This window comes from Enterococcus sp. DIV1420a, from assembly GCF_051712165.1.
Lineage (GTDB): Bacteria > Bacillota > Bacilli > Lactobacillales > Enterococcaceae > Enterococcus > Enterococcus faecalis.
In genome coordinates this window covers 957,503-979,608 of sequence record NZ_JBIOOI010000001.1, presented here as the reverse complement: position 1 = coordinate 979,608, position 22,106 = coordinate 957,503, and the positions used below count along the sequence as shown (strand labels likewise).

23 protein-coding genes are annotated in these 22,106 nt (G+C 38.5%); 8 read left to right on the top strand and 15 right to left on the bottom strand.

Annotated features, from left to right (window positions below; genetic code table 11):
- Nucleotides 1-90: 90 nt before the first annotated feature.
- On the bottom strand, nucleotides 91-402 hold the full coding sequence (locus tag IGI80_RS05000) for a DMT family transporter (RefSeq protein WP_002355223.1): 312 nt from the start codon (nucleotides 400-402) through the stop codon (nucleotides 91-93).
- Complete coding sequence (locus IGI80_RS04995) at nucleotides 399-755, bottom strand: DMT family transporter (protein WP_002386054.1); 357 nt, start codon at nucleotides 753-755, stop codon at nucleotides 399-401. Before IGI80_RS04995 ends, IGI80_RS05000 begins: the two co-directional genes overlap by 4 nt.
- Nucleotides 756-1,020: 265 nt before the next feature.
- Here IGI80_RS04995 and IGI80_RS04990 point away from each other — a divergent pair, with 265 nt between their 5' ends.
- Both IGI80_RS04990 and IGI80_RS04985 read left to right on the top strand, forming a co-directional pair.
- Nucleotides 1,021-1,995, top strand: a complete 975-nt coding sequence (locus tag IGI80_RS04990) for a ring-cleaving dioxygenase (protein ID WP_016615908.1) — start codon at nucleotides 1,021-1,023, stop codon at nucleotides 1,993-1,995.
- Nucleotides 1,996-2,015: 20 nt separating this feature from the next.
- Nucleotides 2,016-2,636, top strand: a complete 621-nt coding sequence (locus tag IGI80_RS04985; protein ID WP_033598101.1) for a flavin reductase family protein — start codon at nucleotides 2,016-2,018, stop codon at nucleotides 2,634-2,636.
- Between the two features lie 43 nt (nucleotides 2,637-2,679).
- Here the strand turns inward: IGI80_RS04985 and IGI80_RS04980 are convergent, their stop codons facing one another.
- Nucleotides 2,680-4,008 carry an aminopeptidase C gene (locus tag IGI80_RS04980; protein ID WP_002358357.1) on the bottom strand — a complete coding sequence of 443 codons (1,329 nt, stop codon included), beginning with the start codon at nucleotides 4,006-4,008 and terminating at the stop codon, nucleotides 2,680-2,682.
- 149 nt (nucleotides 4,009-4,157) lie between these two features.
- Here IGI80_RS04980 and IGI80_RS04975 point away from each other — a divergent pair, with 149 nt between their 5' ends.
- On the top strand, nucleotides 4,158-4,547 hold the full coding sequence (locus IGI80_RS04975) for a GntR family transcriptional regulator (RefSeq protein ID WP_002358356.1): 390 nt from the start codon (nucleotides 4,158-4,160) through the stop codon (nucleotides 4,545-4,547).
- The gene (locus tag IGI80_RS04970) at nucleotides 4,547-5,917 is read left to right on the top strand and encodes a DUF5808 domain-containing protein (protein ID WP_002358355.1); all 1,371 of its coding nucleotides are present in this window, start codon (nucleotides 4,547-4,549) and stop codon (nucleotides 5,915-5,917) included. The genes IGI80_RS04975 and IGI80_RS04970 overlap by 1 nt, the downstream gene beginning before the upstream one ends.
- A gap of 44 nt (nucleotides 5,918-5,961) precedes the next feature.
- Here the strand turns inward: IGI80_RS04970 and IGI80_RS04965 are convergent, their stop codons facing one another.
- The 6 genes from IGI80_RS04965 to IGI80_RS04940 form a co-directional block, all read right to left on the bottom strand.
- Nucleotides 5,962-6,168: a heavy-metal-associated domain-containing protein gene (locus tag IGI80_RS04965; RefSeq protein ID WP_002355215.1), complete on the bottom strand. Its 207-nt coding sequence runs from the start codon at nucleotides 6,166-6,168 to the stop codon at nucleotides 5,962-5,964.
- Nucleotides 6,169-6,189: 21 nt separating this feature from the next.
- On the bottom strand, nucleotides 6,190-8,676 hold the full coding sequence (locus IGI80_RS04960) for a heavy metal translocating P-type ATPase (protein WP_438722743.1): 2,487 nt from the start codon (nucleotides 8,674-8,676) through the stop codon (nucleotides 6,190-6,192).
- 15 nt (nucleotides 8,677-8,691) lie between these two features.
- On the bottom strand, nucleotides 8,692-9,132 hold the full coding sequence (locus IGI80_RS04955; RefSeq protein ID WP_002358353.1) for a CopY/TcrY family copper transport repressor: 441 nt from the start codon (nucleotides 9,130-9,132) through the stop codon (nucleotides 8,692-8,694).
- Between the two features lie 127 nt (nucleotides 9,133-9,259).
- On the bottom strand, nucleotides 9,260-10,423 hold the full coding sequence (locus IGI80_RS04950) for a cation:proton antiporter (RefSeq protein WP_002355211.1): 1,164 nt from the start codon (nucleotides 10,421-10,423) through the stop codon (nucleotides 9,260-9,262).
- 20 nt (nucleotides 10,424-10,443) lie between these two features.
- Entirely contained in the window at nucleotides 10,444-11,811 is a 1,368-nt protein-coding gene (locus tag IGI80_RS04945; RefSeq protein WP_002379039.1) for a TrkH family potassium uptake protein, read from the bottom strand.
- Between the two features lie 131 nt (nucleotides 11,812-11,942).
- Complete coding sequence (locus IGI80_RS04940) at nucleotides 11,943-12,533, bottom strand: dihydrofolate reductase family protein (RefSeq protein ID WP_002386047.1); 591 nt, start codon at nucleotides 12,531-12,533, stop codon at nucleotides 11,943-11,945.
- 198 nt (nucleotides 12,534-12,731) lie between these two features.
- On the opposite strand from IGI80_RS04940, the gene genR reads away from it, so the two are divergent.
- From genR to genA, 3 genes are all read left to right on the top strand, one after another.
- Nucleotides 12,732-13,493, top strand: a complete 762-nt coding sequence (gene genR, locus IGI80_RS04935) for a MurR/RpiR family transcriptional regulator (RefSeq protein ID WP_002355208.1) — start codon at nucleotides 12,732-12,734, stop codon at nucleotides 13,491-13,493.
- A gap of 173 nt (nucleotides 13,494-13,666) precedes the next feature.
- Nucleotides 13,667-15,001 carry a PTS sugar transporter subunit IIC gene (genB, locus tag IGI80_RS04930; RefSeq protein WP_002355207.1) on the top strand — a complete coding sequence of 445 codons (1,335 nt, stop codon included), beginning with the start codon at nucleotides 13,667-13,669 and terminating at the stop codon, nucleotides 14,999-15,001.
- Between the two features lie 26 nt (nucleotides 15,002-15,027).
- Nucleotides 15,028-16,458: a 6-phospho-beta-glucosidase GenA gene (gene genA, locus IGI80_RS04925; protein WP_202569430.1), complete on the top strand. Its 1,431-nt coding sequence runs from the start codon at nucleotides 15,028-15,030 to the stop codon at nucleotides 16,456-16,458.
- Between the two features lie 36 nt (nucleotides 16,459-16,494).
- On the opposite strand, the gene IGI80_RS04920 is transcribed toward genA, so the two are convergent.
- From IGI80_RS04920 to efp, 4 genes are all read right to left on the bottom strand, one after another.
- The gene (locus tag IGI80_RS04920) at nucleotides 16,495-17,631 is read right to left on the bottom strand and encodes a cystathionine gamma-synthase (RefSeq protein WP_002358342.1); all 1,137 of its coding nucleotides are present in this window, start codon (nucleotides 17,629-17,631) and stop codon (nucleotides 16,495-16,497) included.
- Between the two features lie 13 nt (nucleotides 17,632-17,644).
- On the bottom strand, nucleotides 17,645-18,562 hold the full coding sequence (locus tag IGI80_RS04915; protein WP_002361143.1) for a PLP-dependent cysteine synthase family protein: 918 nt from the start codon (nucleotides 18,560-18,562) through the stop codon (nucleotides 17,645-17,647).
- An 89-nt stretch (nucleotides 18,563-18,651) separates the two neighbouring features.
- A complete protein-coding gene (locus IGI80_RS04910; RefSeq protein ID WP_002355203.1) occupies nucleotides 18,652-18,789 on the bottom strand; it encodes a hypothetical protein in 138 nt (45 codons plus the stop codon).
- 168 nt (nucleotides 18,790-18,957) lie between these two features.
- Nucleotides 18,958-19,518, bottom strand: coding sequence for an elongation factor P (gene efp / locus IGI80_RS04905; protein ID WP_002355202.1), 561 nt, complete (start codon nucleotides 19,516-19,518; stop codon nucleotides 18,958-18,960).
- Nucleotides 19,519-19,872: 354 nt separating this feature from the next.
- On the opposite strand from efp, the gene IGI80_RS04900 reads away from it, so the two are divergent.
- Nucleotides 19,873-20,520 carry a FusB/FusC family EF-G-binding protein gene (locus IGI80_RS04900; RefSeq protein WP_438722741.1) on the top strand — a complete coding sequence of 216 codons (648 nt, stop codon included), beginning with the start codon at nucleotides 19,873-19,875 and terminating at the stop codon, nucleotides 20,518-20,520.
- A gap of 38 nt (nucleotides 20,521-20,558) precedes the next feature.
- Here IGI80_RS04900 and IGI80_RS04895 read toward each other — a convergent pair whose 3' ends face one another.
- Both IGI80_RS04895 and fabZ read right to left on the bottom strand, forming a co-directional pair.
- The gene (locus tag IGI80_RS04895) at nucleotides 20,559-21,527 is read right to left on the bottom strand and encodes a dihydroorotate oxidase (RefSeq protein ID WP_002386045.1); all 969 of its coding nucleotides are present in this window, start codon (nucleotides 21,525-21,527) and stop codon (nucleotides 20,559-20,561) included.
- A gap of 144 nt (nucleotides 21,528-21,671) precedes the next feature.
- On the bottom strand, nucleotides 21,672-22,106 hold the full coding sequence (gene fabZ, locus IGI80_RS04890; protein WP_002355197.1) for a 3-hydroxyacyl-ACP dehydratase FabZ: 435 nt from the start codon (nucleotides 22,104-22,106) through the stop codon (nucleotides 21,672-21,674).

The following is a 22,106-nucleotide window of genomic DNA, read 5'->3' as shown; positions in this document are numbered from 1 at the left end:
ATTTTGAGACAGAACACCGCATTTGGTTCTGTCTCTTTTTAAATTTTACTCACCGGTCTTTCAATAATCCAAACAATGTTCTCTTGCTTTCTAACCAATTAATTTTAAACCAATCACAGAAACAATGATTAAAAAAATAAAAAATATCCGGCGTAGGTCTTTTGATTCACCTAAGAGCATTCCTAAAATAGCGCCTCCTGCTGTACCAATTCCTGTCCAAACCGCATAAGAAACGCCCATCGGTAATTGTCTCATCCCTAAATATAAAAATAAGAAACTACCACTAAACGCTAGAATTAAAATTAACAATGAACGTAAGTCTTTTTTTGTTGTAAATAATTTAATTGAACCTACGCCAAAGATTTCAAAACAGCCTGCAATAACTAAGTATAACCAACTCATCTTGTTTCCTCCTCTTTATTTCCAGTTACCATTTTTAAGCCAATCACACCTATTAATAACAGCAACAGAAAAAGAACTTTTCCTATGCCCAATGGTGTGTGGAATAAAAAATGATCTGTTACAATAGTTCCAGCACTACCTAAGCCGACAAATACAGCATAGGCTGTGCCAACTGGCAATTCCTCTCCTGCTTTAATCAGCGCATAGAAACTGATAAAGATTGCGATTACTGTCCCTAAAATCTCCCACCATGTTGTACTATGCTTCATGCCAATGACCCAAATCACTTCACAAAAAGCGCCAAAAATAACTTTTAACCAAGCTTTACTCATCTTGTTTTCCTTCCCTTCCAAACAAAAAAAGTGCCAACAAACAGTTCAGCTATGGCCTAAGAACTGTTCATTAACACTTTAGTCGCAAGCATCCGGCGATGTTTACGAAAGTTTATGTATTAAAATATCTCAGGCTATTATATTCTTATTTTTTTAAAAAATCAACTAAAAAATAATAGTTCGAATTCGAGACATTTATTTTGCATTTTTAGGACTAATCATTTAAACTTACTTTTAGTAAGTTAATTAATTAAAAAATTATTTTTCTTTTAGGAGGATTTTTATTATGAATACACAAATTTTAGGTTTACACCACGTCACTGCCATGACTTCAAGTGCTGAAAAAATTTATCACTTTTTCACCGATATTTTAGGTCTACGTTTAATTAAGAAGACTGTTAACCAAGACGATATTGAAACATATCATTTATTTTTTGCTGATGATGCCGGCTCTCCCGGAACAGATATGACTTTCTTTGACTTTCCAGGCTTACCTAAAGGAGCCAAAGGAACCAATACAATTTCTCGTACTTCCTTCCGTGTAAAAGATGATGCTGCTTTGGATTACTGGGTATCACGCTTTAATGAATATGCAATTGATCATGGAGAAATTCAAGAACGTTTTGGTAAAAAGTATTTAGAATTTGAAGACTTTGACAATCAACGTTACCAACTTATTTCTGATGAAAAGAACCAAGGTGTTGCAGCCGGCACGCCTTGGAAAAAATCTAACGTCCCTAGTGAACATGCTTTAATCGGCTTAGGACCAGCCTTTGTAACTGTCGAAAATTACGAACATCTGCAACTAGTTTTAACTGAAGTTTTAGGGTTCAAATTGATTGATGCTGAAGGTAGTTTCCATTTATTTGAAGTTGGCGAAGGTGGGAATGGTGCCAGCATCATTGTAGAGCATCGGGAAGATTTGCCAGCGGCTCAAGAAGGCTACGGCAATGTCCATCACTTAGCCTTGCGCGTTGCCGATGAGGAAGCACTACGTTTCTGGATTGAAAAAATTAATCGTTTGGAATTTCCTAATTCTGGCTTTGTGGAACGTTTTTACTTTAAATCTGAATATTTCTTGGCAGCAACACATGTTTTATTTGAACTGGCAACCGATGGTCCTGGATTTTTAGAGGATGAAACCTATGAACACGCTGGTGAAAAATTATCATTACCGCCATTTTTAGAACCAAAACGGGCAGGGATTGAAGAATTTGTGCGTCCTTTCGATACTTCAGATGCGAATGTTCAACGAAATTAGTATTTTTCTAGGAGGCTCCTATGATTCATTACAATAGTAACGAGTTATCTGCAAAAACAGCGTATAAATTTTTATCAGGAAGTATTATTCCTCGGCCAATCGCTTGGGTTACGACACAAGATACAGCCACAGGTATCGTCAACGCTGCCCCCTTTAGTTTCTTTAATGCAGCGGCAGCTGAAATTCCTTTAGCAACGTTGTCCATTTTACGACCAGACAAAGCGCCTAAAGATACGGCACGAAACATCTTGGCTACTAAAGAACTTGTCATCCATTTCGTTAACGAAGACGTTCTTACTCAAATGAATCAGACTTCGGCGTCTTTAGCAGCAGAGATCAGTGAAATTGACACATTCGGTATTGAAACCATTGCCAGCCAGACTGTTGCTGTTCCAGCAATCAAAGCCGCGCCGATTCGGATGGAAGCTCGCTTGCATCAATATGTACCTATTGCTAACCATGAAGGTCAAATTATTACGGATTTATTCATTGTAGAAATTACCGATTTCTATTTTGATTCAGCCGTTTTCGATGAAGAACATCAGTACATTTTACCTGAAAAACTCCAACCGATTGCTCGTTTAGCAGGCAATGATTATACAACATTGGGCGAAATCCGTGAAGTTCGCCGCCCAACGTAAAAAGAAGGCCCCGCCATGACGGCGGGGGCCTTCTTTTTCTGTTTTATGCTAATGCTCCCATTGGATCCCAAGGTGCCAAAACAGTTGGCGCTTGTTCCCAAGCTTTTTTCTGTTCATCAGTTAATAAATCTTTGTGCACAACGATTTGATAAGTGTATTCGTCCATCCACGCATCGCTCATAACGAAGAAGCCATTTTCACCGACTTTTTCGCCCCAGCTATTTTCCACTTTCCATTTTGTTGTTTGACCATCAACGATATCAACACCTGTTAAAACCATGGCGTGTGTCATTAAGCTTTCACCAAAGTCTAAACGTTCTGCTTTAGTCATCGTAAAATCAATATCAAAAAGATCGTTCATATCGTAAACGTCTAATGCCATAATTCCTGTGTCACGTGTTGAAGATTGTCCGACATCACAACCAAACCAAACAGATTCGCCTTGTTCCAATTGTGCAGCAGCTAATTTTTTGAAAGCAGCCATTTCTACATTTAAATATTTAACTTCTTTGCCGCCAACAACATTCCCTAACATTTCAACAGTGTATGTTTTGTTGAAGGGTTTATCTTCTGTAGGAGCATTAATAATACTTACATAATCATGTAAATTAACGCCAACGTATTTTTCAAAGAATGTTTGCGGTGTTAGATTTTGATCCAAATGATAATTTTTTTCTTCGTCACGGTATTCAAAATCAAAGGTTTCTGGCGGCGTTCCTAAAGAGATTGCTAAGAAATTATAAATTTCTTGTAACATTGCTTCTTTGTTTTTTTGGACTTCTTCAGCAGAAGCGCCTTTTTCAATTAAACTACGTAAAATTGTTGCATCTTTGCGTAATTTTTTATTTAAATAGTTGTTTAAATCACGTGAATTGGAACTGTTGCTGCTTTCAGGCATTGCCGTTTTAGGCACTACGCCATATTTATCAAAAATTGAAACGATCATATCCCATTGCCCACCATCTTGTTGTGGTGTAGCTAATAAAAAGGCCACTTTACGACTAGTCAACGGTTGATCGGCTGTTGCAATAATATTTTCATAGAAATAATTTGATTTTTCATATTTATCCCAGAAAAATGTATAGTTTTGTGATAATTCAAAATCTTTTAATTGAAACGCATTTAACATTCTATGTCTAAATGTATTTAATGCCGCAAACATCCAGCAGCGACCGCTTTGTTTTTGATTGGCCACTTTTCCAGTAGCTAAGTCGACTGAAAAGACGGGTACGTTATTCACGGCTCCTTGTACAGATTCACCTGAAGCGCTGATACCATTTTTTACTACACTACGTTGTAAGGCATTTTGTTTATTATTGTTCAAGAAATCTTGATGGAATTTCTCTGTTAATTTTGGTTCAATTGCTGTCATATTTTCATCGTCCTTTCATTTTACGTTCTTCTTCATTATATGCTTCTCTTTAAACAGAAACAACCATTTACTCTAAATTCCTTGCTTTCCAACTCTTTTTGTATTAGGATATATAATACAGATAACACAAATAAGACAGGAGTGATTCGATGCTTTTAGAAATAGATGAACAAAGCGAACAGCCCATCTATCAGCAACTCATTGATCAAATCATTGTAGGCATTGCCAAAGGTGAACTGGTTCCCAATGAAAGTTTGCCTTCTATCCGACAATTGGCGGACGAAATCGGGGTCAATATGATGACTGTTTCAAAAGCTTATAATAAGTTAAAGCAATCAGGTTATATTGTGACTGACCGTCGTAACGGCACCAAAATTGCCGCAAAGTTACCTGCTACCGCTGTTTGGCAACAGCAATTGCATGAGCGTTTAGAACTTCTGTTGGCTGAAAGTTTTTTACATCAGCAATCCGAAGCAGAAATCCAAGCACTTATTCAGAAAATTTATCAAAATTTTGATTCGAAAGGGCGTGCATTATAATGGCGGTATTCTTTTATTTCATCCTAGTTTCTGTCGCTTTTTTTATGGCATTTACTATGGGGATTTATGCAAATCCTCACAAAAATATTATTTTGGAAAACACTTTACCAGAAGATAAACTACAAGATCCCAGCGTTCAAGCAATCCGAAAACGTTATAAAAAACGCTTGGTTCAACTAGCAGCCGTTTTTAGTGTTCTTAGTTTACCTTTGTTATTTATTCCTTATGATTCGATTTTATTGTTCCTTTTTCTGTTACTTTTATTTAGTTTTATTGGCAGTGGCTACTATCTGCAAATCGTTTATATTCGCAAAATGGCCGCTTTAAAAATGCAAAACGGCTGGTTGCTACCTAAGCGTCCTCTCTTAATCGATACGCAATTAGTTTTAAATAAAAACCAGAAACTTATTTCATTTTGGTGGTTTTTACCTGCAATTATTCTTACTTTTGCTGGGGGCTTTTATTCCTTGCAAACGGCGATTGGTTCCTGGATTCTTTTCTTAATTACTGTTTTGATGTTAAGTTTGTTCATTGGCGGCTATTATTTTATTGCGCGCTTACCTGTCAAACCGCTAACTAGTGACTCAAAAATTAATCAGCAAATCAATGATTTATTTCGTCATCATTGGTCTGTTTTAATGGTTTTATCAGCCTTAGTTTTTGCACCGCTAACCATTTTACCAACTTTCACAATTGTAATTGATTATACGGTTGCGATGGCTCTTACTTTTTGTTATTTTATTCTTTTGTTTGTTTATGTAGGCTTTCTCTTCTACTACCTATTTTCAATGCGCAAAAAACAAGATCAATTCGTTTTACAGGCTGGCGATTATCGCTATGGGGATGATGATCAATATTGGCGGTATGGGATTTATATCAATCCAAAGGACCCCAAAATCATGGTTCCTGATCGCATTGGTATGAATTTATCCATTAACCTAGGACGGCCTGCTGGGAAAATTATTCTAGCCGCTACTGGTATTTTAACGATTGCGGTGCTGTTCTTTGCCACAGTGCCGATGTTTATAAATGATTTTTCTAGTCATGCCTTTCAAGCAACTATTGAAAATAAACAAATTGAGTTATCTGCCCCATTAGCAAAAACAAGGTCAATTCCTTTTAACCAAATCACTGCTGTTTCTTTGATTGATGACTTACCTCAAGAACGCATCCGCACAATGGGTGCTGCGACAGATAGTTACTTAACAGGAGAATTTAAAGTCGCTGGAAAACCTGCTTATTTACTAATTTATACAAAAAGTCATCCGATTCTGAAAATAGAAACGCGGAAGAAAGTTTATTATTATACTGCGCGTGAGGGTCAAGAAACAACTAAGATTTATCAGGAAATCAAAGCAAAACTTCCATAACAAAAAAACAGGGTCTACTCATGATGGTAGGCCCTGTTTTTTTGTTATTCGCTGACAACCTTGAATTTTGTATCTGCCAACGTGGTATTCAGTTCATCCTGGCTTACTTCACGATCTGCTGTCACAACGGCTGTTTGATCTGCCAAGTGAACCGCAACATTCGTTACGCCGTCAATTCCACTAAATTTTTCAGTGACCGCTTGAACACAGCCATCACATTTCATCCCATCAATTTTTACTGTTTTTTCCATTTCACTTCATCCTTTTCAATTTTATTTTTGACTTCCACTAGTTTTTTTCACCGTCGAAGGTTTAAATCCTTTTAAGCGTAAGGCGTTTAGTAAGACAGAGACTGAACTAAAACTCATAGCTGCTGCTGCAATCATCGGACTTAACAAAGGTCCACCAAATAAGTGTAACACACCCATAGCCACTGGAATACCTAATGTATTATAGGCAAATGCCCAGAAAAGATTTTCTTTGATGTTTTTGATGGTCGCTTTACTTAATTCAACTGCTGTAGGCACATCCATTAAATCACTACGCATTAGCACAATGTCGGCCGATTCCATTGCAACATCTGTGCCTGAACCAATAGCAATCCCCACATCTGCTTGGGCAAGTGCTGGTGCATCATTAATACCGTCACCCACCATCGCAACTTTTTTGCCTTCTGCTTGTAGTTTTTTCACTTCTAACGCTTTATCTTCTGGTAAAACTTCACTTAAGACACGATCGATACCTACTTGTTTTGCAATCGCCTCGGCAGTACGTTTGTTGTCTCCCGTAATCATCACGGCTTCGATCCCCATTTTATGCAAACGTGCAATGGCTGTTTGACTGCTATCCTTCACAGTATCTGCTACCGCAATGATACCCGCAAACGAACCATCTTTTGCCACAAACATTGGGGTTTTCCCTTCTTCTGCCAAACGATCCGCTTGTTGAACAAACGTTGATAGCTCAATGCCTTCTTCTTTCATTAATTTTATATTGCCCAAAAGTAGGACTCGTTCGTTGATTGTCACACGGATGCCGTGACCTGGAATCGCTGAAAAATCGCTTCCTTCTACTAATGGCAATTGACGTTCTTTAGCCGCTCCCACAATTGCTTCACCTAGAGGATGTTCTGATCCTTGTTCTGCAGAAGCTGCTAATGTTAGTAACTCAGCTTCTGAAAGTGCTGAATCAGCAACTAAAATATCTGTAACCACCGGTTTGCCTTCTGTAATAGTCCCTGTTTTATCAAACACGATTGTTTGAATTTTGTGAGTGGTTTCTAAAGCATCCCCACTTTTAATTAAAACGCCATTTTCAGCGCCCTTACCTGTCCCCACCATAATCGCAGTCGGCGTTGCCAAGCCGAGCGCACAAGGACAAGCAATCACTAACACAGAAATAGTAATTGTCAAAGCGAAAATCCATGACTCTTGTCCTAAAAAGAACCAAGCCAAGCCAGAAAGAACAGCCAAACCAATGACGATTGGGACAAAAACACCCGAAATTTTATCAGCTAATTGTGCAATCGGCGCTTTTGAGCCTTGCGCATCTTCCACTAATTGAATGATTTGGGCAAGGGCCGTCTCTTTTCCCACTTTTGTCGCCTTGAATTGAAAGCTGCCATTTTTATTGATGCTAGCACCAATTACTGCATCACCGACTTTCTTTTCAACAGGCAAACTTTCGCCCGTTAACATGGCTTCATCCACAGAACTACTGCCTGAAACAATCACTCCATCAACAGGGATTTTATCTCCTGGGCGAACAATCACAATGTCATCCAACTGAACAGCATCAACTGGCACTTCAATTTCTGCCCCATCACGTAAAATATGAGCAGTTTTCGGCGCCAAACCCATTAATTTTTTTATCGCATCTGAGGTTTTCCCTTTTGAAACAGCTTCGAAATATTTTCCTAATGTAATTAAAGTTAAAATAACACCCGCTGATTCATAATAAAGAGCCATTGTAAAACTTGTGTCTCCTAAAAATATCATGACTGTGCCATATAAACTATACACAAAAGCAGCACTGGTTCCTAAAGCTACCAAAGAAAACATATTCGGATGCCCTTTAAATAATGCTTTAAAACCAACTGTGAAAAATTCTCTGCCGACATATAGGACGGGTAACGTCAAAATCAATTGAACCATTGCAAAGGTCGTCGCATGTGTCATTGGATTCAAAAAATCCGGCAATGGTAAGCCTACCATATGTCCCATCGCAATATAAAGAAGGGGTACTGTAAACACCGCTGAGATCCAAAAACGTTGCCACATCTCAGCAATATGTTTTTGTTTCTTTTCACGATCTTGGTCCGCTGTTGCACCTGCAGCGACTTCTTCTGTCGCTTGATAACCTGCATCCGTAACTGCTTTGATAATTTCAGCACTCGTTACTTGATGGTCGTCATAACTAACCACCAGTTTTTCCGTGGCTAAATTAACAATCGCTTGTTGAACACCAGATAATTGGTTCACAGCTTTTTCAATCGTTTGGGCACAGGAAGCACAACTCATTCCTTCAATCGCAAACGTTCGTTGCTGGGCTGGGCTAATCGCCTTGTAGCCAGCATCTGACACAGCTTCCTTAATTTCTTCTTCTGTGACTGCCGTCTGATCATACGTGACACTTAATTTTTCCGTAGCTAAATTGACACTTGCCTTTGCCATCCCAGGTAACTTCGCCGTAGCCTTTTCAATCGTTTGGGCACAGGAAGCACAGCTCATCCCTTCAATATCAAACGTTTTACTTTCCATTTTTTTCACTCCTTTTTAAATTAAATGACATTGGCATTGACCAGGAATACAGTTGCAAGGGACGGATTCAACCGCCGTCTTGCGCTTCTCTTTCAAGAGTTCCTCTAATCGATCCAAATCGTCATAACTCAACTGACTCTCTGTTAAAATTGTTTCTACCACGGAACCAACTTTACGGCTGCACACCTTGGCTAAAAGTTCATCTGCCACCGTTTCAACGCTCCGACGTTCTTCTACTAGCGGATAATAAATATATTTATTGCCTGCTTTCTCCGTCCCAACTAACCCTTTATCTGTTAAACGACTTAGTAACGTCTTGACGGTCGTTGATTTCCATTCTTTCTTCTCATTTAAAAGTGTATGCACTTCACGACTCGTGGTTTTGCCTTGGGTCCAAATAACCCGCATGACTTCCCACTCTGCATCAGTAATTGTCGCTAATTTATCTTTTGCCATACTCGTTAAATTCCTCCTTCATCAATAAAAAAGAGTTCAAGATTATCGACTACAAATGTAGTCGTTTATCTTGAACTCATCATATAGCTATTTTATTTTTTTGTCAACAACTTCTGCTCATCTTTTTTTATTGCAACGCAGATTCTTGTTTTTTAACAAAGTATTTCAATAAGAACGGTGCAACTAAGGTCGTTAAGATAATTACCACAATCATGCTCGTATAATACGCTTCTGAAAGTAATTTAGATTGGTAACCAATTTGCGCAATGATTAATGCCATTTCCCCACGCGAAACCATCCCAGCACCGACCATTAAAGAACTTGTATTGGAGAAACCAACCATTTTCGCTCCCCAGGCGCCGCCCAGTAATTTCGTTAAAATCGCCATAATCGTCATTACCAAAATAAAAGGTAAATCCTTTCCTAACGTGTTAAATGTCACTGATAAGCCAATGCTGGCAAAGAAGACGGGAATAAACACGGCATAGCCAATAGCTTCAATATTGAAATCAATTTCTGTTTTTGCATCCGTTTGTCCCACAGCAATCCCTGCAAAAAAGGCACCTACGACAGAACTTAAACCAACTAAATCAGCCAAATAAGCCATGCCCAAACAGATAATCAATGACATGATAATCACAGACGACCCAATGTTCATTTTTTGACTTAAACGTAGTAAATAGGGAGCGATAAAGCGGACCAAAAAGAAAATCCCAATAAAGAATAAGCCTTGTTCAATTAACTTAACAATAAAGCTGACTTCTGTATTGCCGCCTGTACTTGCACCAATCATGCCGACAGCGACACTTAAAATAATCACGACCACGATATCGTCAACGACGGAAGCCCCAAGAATCGTTGCACCTTCTTTACTACTTAAAACATTCAACTCTCTTAATACTTCTACTGAAATGCTGACCGACGTTGCTGCTAAAACTAACCCAAGGAAAAAAGCTTCTTTCCAAGAAAAAGCAAACAGCTGACCAATCAACATAGTAAAACCAACCGGTAAAACGATCCCCAAAATAGCGACCATGACACTAGGTTTCGCATATTTTTTCAATAATTCCAATTCACATTCCATTCCAGCAATAAACATCAGCATAATGACACCAATTTCTGAAAAGTCATGCACAAACACATCTTGATGCACAATATTTAACATCGCTGGACCTAACACAATCCCTACTAGCAATTGCCCAATTACTGCAGGAATTCCTACTCTTTTACAAGCAACACCTGCTAAAGTCGTTGTAATTAAAATCAAACATAAAATACCTAAAAATTCCATTCTATTTCCCTCTTTCTCTATTAACCAATCATCACTGATTCTTTTGGATATTGAACTTTCGACTGACTTTCCAAGCCTTTCTTAATTAATGACAATAACACCGTGTACACACCCACACGACCGACGAACATTAGAAAAATAATCACCAGTTTACCAAAAACAGTTAAATCTGGTGTTAACCCCATTGTTAAACCGACCGTTCCAAATGCAGAAATCACTTCAAAAACGATATACTCAATCCCGTTTTTTAAAGGTAATGTTTCTGTAAACGAGAGAATAACCGAAGCAGTTACACATAAAAAAGTTGCCAAGAAGAACAAAGTAAACGCTTGGAGCACTACTCGCTCAGGAATTGTGCGTTCATGGAATTCCACTCGCTGTTTCCCTTTAAAAATTGCACGAAATTGTAAAAATAACACACCAAACGTAGTGGTTTTCAAGCCGCCAGCGGTTGATCCTGAAGTGCCACCAATAAACATCCACAAAATCGTGACAATCAGGCCTGGATTACTCATTTTCAAATAATCAACTGAATAAAAGCCAGCCGTTCTTGGTGTAACCGACAAGAACCAACTGTTGACAAGACGCTGCCAAAAAGACATGTCAGCTGGAAAATGGCGATATTCTGAAATGTAAAAAATAACGGTCCCTAAGACTAAAAAGGTGGCGGTCACCGTTAAAGCAAGGCGTGTATGAATACTAACACGGTGCTTAATTTTATTTTTATAGCCTTTAATCATTGCAAAAATATCGCGCCACACAATAAATCCTAAGCCGCCAGCTATAATTAAAAAGCTAATAACTAGTAAAAGATAAGGCGAATTTTGATAAGGAACCATACTATCCCCTAGCAAATCAAAGCCAGCATTACAAAATGCCGAAACGGCATGGAAGAGACTAAAAAACAACCCTTTTTTCCACCCAAATGTTGGCACAAATTGAAAGGACAACAAGAAGGCTCCAAGTAATTGAATAATGGCCGCAAACTTCATAATATATTTCATTAAACGAAAAACTCCGGAAACTTCACTAACATTTAAAGCTTCTTGATACAACATCCGTACACTTAGTGACGCTTTTTTCCGCAGCAAACTAAAGAAAATCGTGGCAACGGTTAAAAAGCCTAAGCCGCCTAATTCAATCAAAATCATAATAATAACTTGCCCGATAGGACTCCAATGTTCCGCCGTATTCAAAGGCGAAAGCCCTGTAACACAGACGGCGGAAGTTGCCACGAAAAAAGCATCAATCCATTGCGTTTTTTGTCCAGCTTGTGCAGAAAAAGGCATCATTAATAAGATTGTGCCTACAACAATTAATAGAAAAAAGCCTAAGACAATTGTTTGAACAGGTGAAATATACAACCTTCTTTTGATCTGATGTTTCATTTTTTTCTCCTCTACCATTTCTTTGTCAATCAAAAACAACACAAACGGCTAGACAACTGTTGCTTTGTTCCTCTCGCCCTATGAGAAACTCAAAACCTTGAAAGCAACTTGCCCAACCGAATAATTATTTTTTAATTTTTGTTTTCACGTTGATAAATCGAATAAACCAACTCATTTTTTTGATAAACCTGTTTTAAACGAACTGGGATTGATTGAGCCATTGTCTCGTATAGAGCAATGCCCTCACCCAGAAACAGTGGTATTGTCGTCAAAATGAAGGTATCAATTAAATCAGCTGCCAAAAGCGGTTGAACCACTTTTGGGCCTCCAACAATCCAAATTCCCGCGCCGTCTTCTTCTTTGAGACGACGAATTAATGTGACTGGATCTTCCTTGGTAAAAGTTCTTGAAGCAGTTGATGGTTCTGGATGAGAGGTAATGATATAAGAATGCTTGTCTTCATAAAAATACACATCTGGGGACAATTCTTGTGTCACTTGATCATAAGTAGTCCGCCCCATTACCACAGTGTCTATTTTTTCATACATTTCATCGTAACTACGATCTTCTTCATCGCCACGAATATTCTCTTCTAACCAAGCAACACCGCCCGCTTTGTCCGCAATGAAACCATCAATACTCGCTGCAATAAATAAAATTACTTCCCGTGCCACATCAACGCCTCCTTTTCTCTTCTTATCTATTTTAGCTTGTTTTCTCAAAAAACTCTAGGGGTGCGCATTGTTATTTTTAAAAGAAAAAAGAGAAAAACTAGGATAATTGGGCTACTTTTTGTAAAATAGGAAATAAGAAACTTTTTATTGAGTTATTTTACATTTTTTTCAAGAAAAATAAGAATTGGTTTATTTGATTTACACAAAAAAATAACATATTCAGTTTTTATATAAAGGAGGATTACTTTGTTTGATTTAGAGAAGGTTCAGACCTTGAATGAATTAGAAATGCTCGTTTACCATTATGTATTGGAACACCTGCACCAAATCCCTCAACAGACCATTCGCCAACTGGCTACTTCCTGTCATGTCTCCACCTCAACGATTCTACGATTTTGTAACAAAATGGGCTATGCTGGTTTTTCCGAATTAAAATATGCAGTGAAAGAAGAAGCCAAACAAACACAAACGTTTGAAAATTTTTATGATGCCACGGTTCACGTCGATGCTTTTTTAAAAAAATTAAACCAAGAAACCTATTACGAAATGCTTCGTCCAGCAATTCAAATGATTGTTCAAGCACGTCACGTTGCCTTTACTGGCATTGGTACTAGCGGAATTTTAGGTAGTTATGGCAGTCGTTATTTTGCCAACTTAAATATCAATTCTTACAGTATTGCTGATCCCTTTACGCCTATCCCCAAGCGCGGATTTGAAAATACATTAGCCTTGATTCTGTCTGTATCTGGGGAAACCAATGAAATGATTAAACAAATGACCGATTTTAAAACAGCTGGCGCCAAAGTGCTAAGCATTACCAACAATCAACATTCAACTATTGCCCGCTTGGCTGACTACAACATCTCCTATTATATGCCCGACGAACGTTCTCCATTTGCAGATAAATCAGTCAATACAACCACTCAAATCCCTGTCATTGCTTTAATTGAACTCCTAGCTCATCAAGCAAGTCAACTTTTAAAGGAACTAGATGAAACACCTTTCTAGTTGTTTTTCACAAAAGCTCATGCTGTCTAAAACAGCATGAGTTTTTTTGTTTTTTTTCTTGGTACATGTTTCTCATTCAGGCAAAAGTCTATTTTTTCTTCAAATAACCTTATATAGTAAATGTGTAAACGGATACATTTGCATTTATATTATTCTTCAAAGGAGAGATTTTTATGAACGAATGGATTAACGAGAAATTATTACCTCCAGTACTAAAATTCGTCAATACCAAAGCAATTACTGCCTTACGGAACGGGATGCTTTACACGATGCCTTTTACCATTGTTGGTTCCGTGTTTCTTCTATTAGCGAATTTCCCAGTTACAGCTATTTCTGAATGGGTTAACGCAAGCGGTCTGGCTGTTTATTTCAATCAAGCATATGGGGCATCTTTTGCGATTATGTCGTTATTTGCGGTCATCGGTATTGCCTACTCGTATGTAAAAAGCGAGGGATTTGAAGGCCTCCCAGCGGGCATGATTGCCATGGTGGTTTTCATTTTGTTTATGTCATCTGAAGTCAAAGATGCGGTTTCTGGCGCAGTAGTTGGCAATGTCATCAACAAAGATTGGACAGCTGGCAAAGGGATGATTACAGCTATTATTGTTGGTTTGTTAGTCGGCGTTGTATATAGTTGGTTTTTACGTCATGATATTCGTATCAAATTACCAGAAGCTGTACCAGAAAATGTGGCCAATTCCTTTACTGCGTTAATTCCTGCCAGCGTCATTGTAACTGGTGCAATGCTAATTTTCATTCTTCTAGATAAAGTCTTCAATACGACATTCTTTGACTTTATTTACGAAGTGCTACAATCACCACTTCAAGGAGTCACAGATTCACTAGGTGGCGCATTACTATTAGGTTTTGTCATTCCGCTCTTTTGGTTTTTCGGTGTTCACGGGTCAACAATCGTTGGCGGCATCATGGGTCCTATTTTACAAGCAAACTCTTTAGAAAACACCGAAATTTTGAAATCTGGAAAAGACTTAACACTGGCTAATGGTGGCCATATTGTTACACAACAATTTTTAGATCAATTTTTAACGGTCACTGGTGCGGGCATGACAATCGGGTTAGTCGTGTTCATGGTTTTCTTTGCCAAATCAGCTCAGTTTAAGCAATTAGGTCGGCTTTCAATTGGGCCAGCTGTTTTCAATATTAACGAGCCAATTGTCTTTGCTACACCTATCGTGATGAACCCAATCATGGCTGTGCCATTCATTATCACACCGATTGTTTCTTCTGTTGTGACATATTTTGCCTTGTACACAGGACTGGTTCCTCTCTTTACTGCGGTACAAGTTCCCTGGACTACTCCTCCAATCATTTCTGGACTTTTAGTTGGTGGTTGGCAAGCAGCGTTGCTTCAAGTAGTGGTACTGACGATGAGTTTCTTTATCTATTTACCGTTTGCTAAAAAAATGGATGCACTTAACTACGCAGAAGAAACCAATCAACCGATTACTGAAGAAACCCTTGAAAAAGTCGAAGCACAAAACGTATAAAAATTTGAACAAAGGACTGAAACGATATGTCAATTTTGAAAAATGATTTTCTTTGGGGCGGCGCTGTCGCTGCTCATCAATTAGAAGGAGGCTGGGACCAAGGCGGTAAAGGGGTGAGCGTGGCGGATGTAATGACTGCCGGTGCACATGGCGTCCCTCGTAAAATTACCGCAGGCGTTTTACCAGATGAACACTATCCTAACCATGAAGCGATTGATTTTTACCATCGCTATCAAGAAGATATTCAACTATTCAAAGAACTTGGTTTAAATTGTTTCCGAACCTCTATTGCTTGGACACGAATTTTTCCTAACGGAGATGAAGAAACGCCCAATGAAGAAGGCCTTCGTTTTTATGATGCACTTTTTGACGAGTGTTTGAAAAATGGCATTGAGCCAGTCGTGACACTGTCTCACTTTGAAATGCCTTATCATTTAGTCACAAAATATGGCGGCTTTCGCAATCGCCAGGTCATTGATTTTTTTGTCAAATTTGCTGAAGTCTGTTTCACTCGTTACCAGAAAAAAGTCAAATATTGGATGACCTTTAACGAAATTAACAACCAAGCCAATTATGAAGAAGATTTTGCACCTTTTACTAACTCTGGTATTGCTTACCAGGAAGGAGAAGACCGCGAAGCAATTATGTATCAGGCTGCTCATTATGAACTAGTCGCTAGCGCACGTGCAGTGAAAATTGGCCACGCTATCAATCCCGACTTCCAAATTGGCTGTATGATTGCGATGGTGCCTATTTATCCTTATTCTTGTAATCCTGAGGATATGATGATGAGTGTTAGCGCAATGCAAAAACGTTATTGGTTTACCGATGTTCATGTCCGCGGTCATTATCCAAGTGCAATTCAATGCTATTTGAAACGAAAAAACATTTCATTAGATGTCACAGAAGAAGATTTAACTGATTTAGCTAATGGCTGTGTTGATTATATTGGCTTTAGCTATTACATGTCATTTGCTGTGAAAGGTGCAGAAAAGGCCCCTACTTTTGACTACAATGAAGCAAAAGACTTGGTGCGAAATCCTTATGTAGCAACATCTGATTGGGGCTGGCAAATCGATCCTATGGGCTTACGCTATGCAATGAATTGGTTCAATGATCGGTATGAATTACCACTTTTTATTGTCGAAAATGGCTTTGGTGCTATTGATGAGCTAGAATCAGACGGAACGATTAACGACACTTACCGAATCGCTTATTTACGTGAACATATTGAGATGATGAAAGAAGCCGTTGCGTATGACGGCATTGATTTGATGGGCTACACACCTTGGGGATTCATCGATTTAGTGAGCGCTAGTACAGGCGAAATGAAGAAACGGTATGGCTTCATTTATGTAGATAAAGACAACGATGGTCACGGAACGTTGGAGCGGCGAAAGAAAAAATCGTTTGCTTGGTATCAACAAGTGATTGCTACGAATGGGGAAGAATTATAAACAAAAGGCCTTCGTCTAAAGACGAGGGCCTTTTGTTTATGCTTGTAATCCCTTTTCTAAATCAGCCAATAAATCTTCGACTGCTTCAATTCCTACAGATAAACGAATGAGTCCATCTTTAATTCCCACAGCTTCACGATTTTCTTTGGGAATAGATGCGTGAGTCATAATGGCAGGTACTTCAATTAAACTTTCTACGCCACCTAAACTTTCCGCTAAAGTAAAAATTTCCAACGCTTCTACGAAAGGAACGACTTGCTCATCCTTGGCTAATTCAAAAGAAATCATGCCACTAAATCCCGACATCTGTTTTTGCGCAATTTCGTGACCAGGATGACTCGCTAGTCCTGGATAATACACCGTTGCTACCGCTGGATGCGCTTCTAAAAATTCTGCGATTTTTTGAGCATTTTGGGCATGCGCTGCCATCCGGACGCCTAATGTTTTTAAACTACGTTGGACCAGCCAACTATCATGTGGTCCTAAAACAGCACCAATCGCATTTTGTAAAAAGGCAATCTTTTCTGCGCTTTCTGGATGATTCGTTACGACTAAACCAGAGACTACATCACTATGGCCCCCTAAATATTTTGTCCCGCTGTGAACGACAATATCAGCACCTAACGCTAACGGCCGTTGAAAATAAGGCGTCGCAAATGTATTATCGACAATAGTTAACAACTGATGTTTTTTAGCAAGCTTAGCCGCCGCTTCAATATCTGTAATTTTTAACAGTGGATTACTTGGTGTTTCCAAAAACAAGGCTTTTGTATTTGGCTGAATTGCGGCTTCAATTGTTGATAAGTCGCTGGCGTTTACAATCGTGTAGCTTAACCCATTTGCTACAAATACTTTATCCAATAAACGGAAACTCCCCCCATAGACATCGTCACCTAATAAAATATGATCTTCGGGTCCAAACATAGAAATGATTGCATGAATACCAGCTAAGCCTGAGCTAAACGCAAAGCCATGGCTCCCACCTTCTAACTCAGCGATTAAGGTTTCTAACGCGTGACGTGTGGGATTACCTGAACGAGAATATTCATATTCTTTTGGCTGGCCCACGCCATTTTGTTCAAAGGTTGATGTTTGATAAATAGGAACACTCACTGCACCTGTTGTTGTATCTTTACTAATGCCGCCATGAATTAATTTGGTATTGAATTTCATAAAAGTTTTCCTCCTAAGAATAAATATTTTTTGATAAATAACGGTCACTACCGTCAGGAAAAATAGTTACAATTGTGCTGCCTGCTGGTAAGCGGCGCGCCTCTCTTAATGCCGCCGCAAATGCTGCGCCGCTGGAGCTTCCCACCAGCAAAGCGCTTTTCTTGGCTAATTGTTTGACCCAGAAAAAACCATCCTCGTCTGAAATGGTATAAAAGCCGTCCACAGGAATCTGTTTAAGAAAAGGCGGCACGAACTCCACGCCAATGCCTTCGATTTCATGTCCGTGTGCAGGTCCGCCATTTAAAATTGAACCTTCTGGCTCCACGCCCCATAATTGCGTCTTACTATTTTGTTCTTTGAGATATCTGCCAACACCTGCAAACGTTCCACCACTGCCTAAACCTGCGACAAAGCTAGTAATCTTCCCGCCTAGGTCTTGAACAATTTCAGGTCCTAATCCTTCGTAGTAAGCAGCAGGATTATCCGGATTTTCAAATTGTAACGGCACGTAACTATTAGGAATTTCCTTGGCTAAGTCTTGGGCACTAGTTATCGCTCCGACAATCCCTTGCTCTGTTGGCGAAGGGACAATTTTAGCACCTAACGCTTGCATCAGCTGTTGTTTTTCCTGACTAAATTTTTCTGGCACAACAAAGATTGTCTTGAGGCCCAGTTGACTGGCAGCTAATGCAAGTCCAATCCCTGTATTCCCAGCTGTCGGTTCAATAATTGTTGTGGCTTGATTTATCTTTCCCGTTTTCATTGCCTCTTTGAGAAGATGCACACCAAGCCGATCTTTGACACTGCCACCTGGATTCAAATATTCTAGTTTCGCATAAATTTTAGTGCCTTCTGGCATAGGATATTGTTCACTTGTAAATTCAAATAATGGTGTTGCTCCGATTGTGTCTAAAATTGACTGAACAATCATAGCGAATTCCTCCTTCTAATACATGTACATAAAACAAAAAGGTGCTGATCGCATCAGCACCTTTTTTGTTTATTTCTGGTTGTCTAGATTCAGAGAGGAATCGTGTTAGGCAATTTTTCAGAAATAACGGAGGTTTTCCCCATCACAAAAGAGTATGCTGCACTATTTTGCACCATACAACAACAGCTTTCCGTTTCTAAAAAAGGGCTAGCTTGTTTTTTCGTCATGGTTGATTTCCTCCTTCGTCATGTGTTGACCAAACTATACCATTTCCCATTTTCTAGTGTCAACGATTCTAACGATTGCTATTTCCTATCACACCAATGGTTTTCTTATAGGCAAAAGAATTAATAGACCAAAAAAAACAGAAGGCTAGCCTTCTGTTTTTCTGCTACTTATTTAGCACGTTTTAAATACGTACCTTCCGCAGTATTGATTTCTAATAATTCGTCTGCTTCAACAAAATCTGGAACGTTAACAACTAATCCTGTTTCCATTGTAGCGGGTTTACCAGAACCAGTTACTGTTGCGCCTTTGATTGAAGGTTGTGTTTCAGCAACACGTAAGATTACCGTTGTTGGTAAAGTTAAACCAATGACTTCTTCACCATAAAATTGAATTTTTACTTCCATATTTTCTAATAAATATTTTAGTTCTTCTTCAATTAAAGCAGTTGGTACTTCATATTGTTCATATGTTTCTAAATCCATGAAAATAGCCATATCATCTTGGCTGTATAAATATTGAACCGGTTTTGTATCGATGTGCGCTTTTTTCACTTTTTCATCTGGGCGCATTGTTGTATCTGTTGTTGAACCCGTACGAACATCTTTTAATTTCATACGCATAACCGTGTTACCTTTACCTGGTTTGTGGTGGCTAGCTTCCATTACTTTAATTAATTTGCCGTCTTGCTCAAAAGTCATACCGGCTTTTAAATCGCTTGCTGCAATCATTGTAATTTCTCCTTTTCTCTGGTTAATTCTTCATTATTGTAGCAAATAACCTAGGATTAATCTAGGAAATCACGTATCTTTTTTAGAAGTTTATCACTCCCCAGACATTGAATTGGGAAATAAAACGAGTTTAACTTGCCTTTTTTCTTGAATTGCGTTAGAATTACCAAGCTTTCATCAATTATTTTCACTTTTTACATAGAAAAAATCAATCATTAAAGGGGGTGATGATATGATACGTCAAACGCTATCTTTATCAAAAACACATGAGGTTGTCTGTCACTAAACATACGTTGGTGAGACAAATTGCCTTTCAGCGTATGTACTCGGTCTATTTGAAAGGAATTTAAAATCATGAACCCAACTATTCAACCTTACCAATTTAACATAATTAAAGAACAAGTCGCTGTGTTACTAAACACCTATACGTCTGTTAACGATGCTACGACTGTCAAAACTGTCCAGGCCCTATGTGCCGAAAAAATCAATGGGTTATTTCCAGAAGAACACCCTGCTGTTACGATTTTGTTGGACAAAGTGATGGATCGTCGTTTAACACGCGCGCGTGCTGAAAAATATTTAGACGAATTAAAAGAAACCGTGCTGCCCTTTAAGGAACCTTCAACACCACAAGTCACGAAAGTCTTTCGCAAAGTGAAAAAGTTAAAGATTCCTGAGTGGGAAAACATGGATTTACGGAACAATACCTATGTCGGTTGGAACGACGCTGGGACTCAGAAAAAATTTATCTTAGCTTATCGAGAAAATAAATTAATCGGCGTCCACGGCACCCTTTCACCCACCATTGTTAAAGGTGTTTGCTCCATCTGTCAAACAATCACGAATGTGTCTATGTTCCTAGCTACCACCAAATCAGGCGGTGACGGAACCTACACGAAAAAAGGCAATTACATTTGCCATGATAGCGACACCTATAACCAACAATTAACACAACCTGAATATTTGGAAGCCTTTATGGAAAATGTTAAGGCTGTGAAATAACAAAAAACCGTCAAGAAAATTTCTTGACGTTTTTTTTGTTACATCTCTTTCAATTTCCCACGAAATTCTTCAATACTTTCATAACCTTTTGCTGCCATGATTTCTTGTAATTCTTTGGCTAGACGCTCAAAAACTTGTGGACCTTCTTGATGCAATTGTGTACCGACTTGTACTAATGTCGCACCACATAAAAGATGCTCAAAAACATCTTTTCCACATGTAATACCGCCCGTTCCAATAATTTTGATTTCTGGTTTCAAACGTTGCGCAAACGCACGAACATTGGCTAACGCTGTTGGTTTGACATATTCGCCGCCCAGTCCACCGAAGCCTCCTTTTGGTTTAATGACCACTTCTTCCTTGTCACTGTCAATATATAAACCATTACCGATGCTATTAATACTATTCACGTAAACTAAAGGGAATTTATTTAAAATTTCAGCCATTGCGTCAAAATGTGCAATATCAAAAAATGGGGGTAATTTTACACCTAATGGTTTAGTAAAAAATTGGAAAACTTCTGTTAAAAGCTTTTCTGTTAATTCAAAATCATAAGCAATTTGCGGTTTACCAGGCAAATTGGGACAAGACAAATTAAATTCTGTCACTCCTGTGTATTCACTTTCTTGCACTTTTTTTAAAATAGCGATATTTTCCTCATAATTCATACCAGATACAGATAAAAAGCGTAACTCCTCAGGAAATTCCTTTTGACGTGCAATCTGATAATCTAAATAATAATCAATCCCTAAATTAGGCAAGCCCATTGAGTTAATACTTCCTAATGGTGTATCAAAATACCGTGGTTCCTCATTGCCCTGACGAGGATTAGGTGTTGCCGTCTTAGCGACAAAAGCACCTGCTTGAGAAGCCGCTAACTCGTCCATTTCCTTAATTGTCATACAATGAATACCTGATGCGTTCATTAACACATTCGCCAATTTATGTCCCGAAAACTCTACTGAAATATCCAAAAGAAAAACCCTCCTGTAAATTGTTTTACTCATAAGCTTACCACCTTCACATAAGCTTTTTATGATTATAGCATGTTTTTTTGCGTTAGTGTTATTTATATAAATTTAAAAAGGAATAAGCCATTGTGACTTATTCCTTTTCTTAGGGAAACTAACGTATCCAAAATTGATTGATTCTTATCGTCCCACAATAAACGTCAATTCACATTCGCAGACCTTTTTATCTTCCACGTAAGCAGTCGCTTTGCCGATGCCGACAAAGTCACGTAATTTGACGATTTCAAAATGTAATTTCAAGACATCACCAGGGACCACTTTTTGACGGAATTTGGCTTTGTTGATACCGCCAATATAGGCTGTTTCACCTTCAAATTGATCCATTTTTAAGATTAAAATCGAACCTACTTGTGCCAATGCTTCAATAATCAAAACGCCTGGCATTGTTGGATTTCCAGGGAAATGTCCTTGGAAAAATTCTTCGTTAATTGTTACATTTTTTGTTGCAATAATCTTTTCATTTGGAATAATTTCATCCACATAATCAATATAACAAATCGGATAGCGATTAGGAATCATTTCCATAATTTCTGTTGCAGTCATTACTTTTTTCAT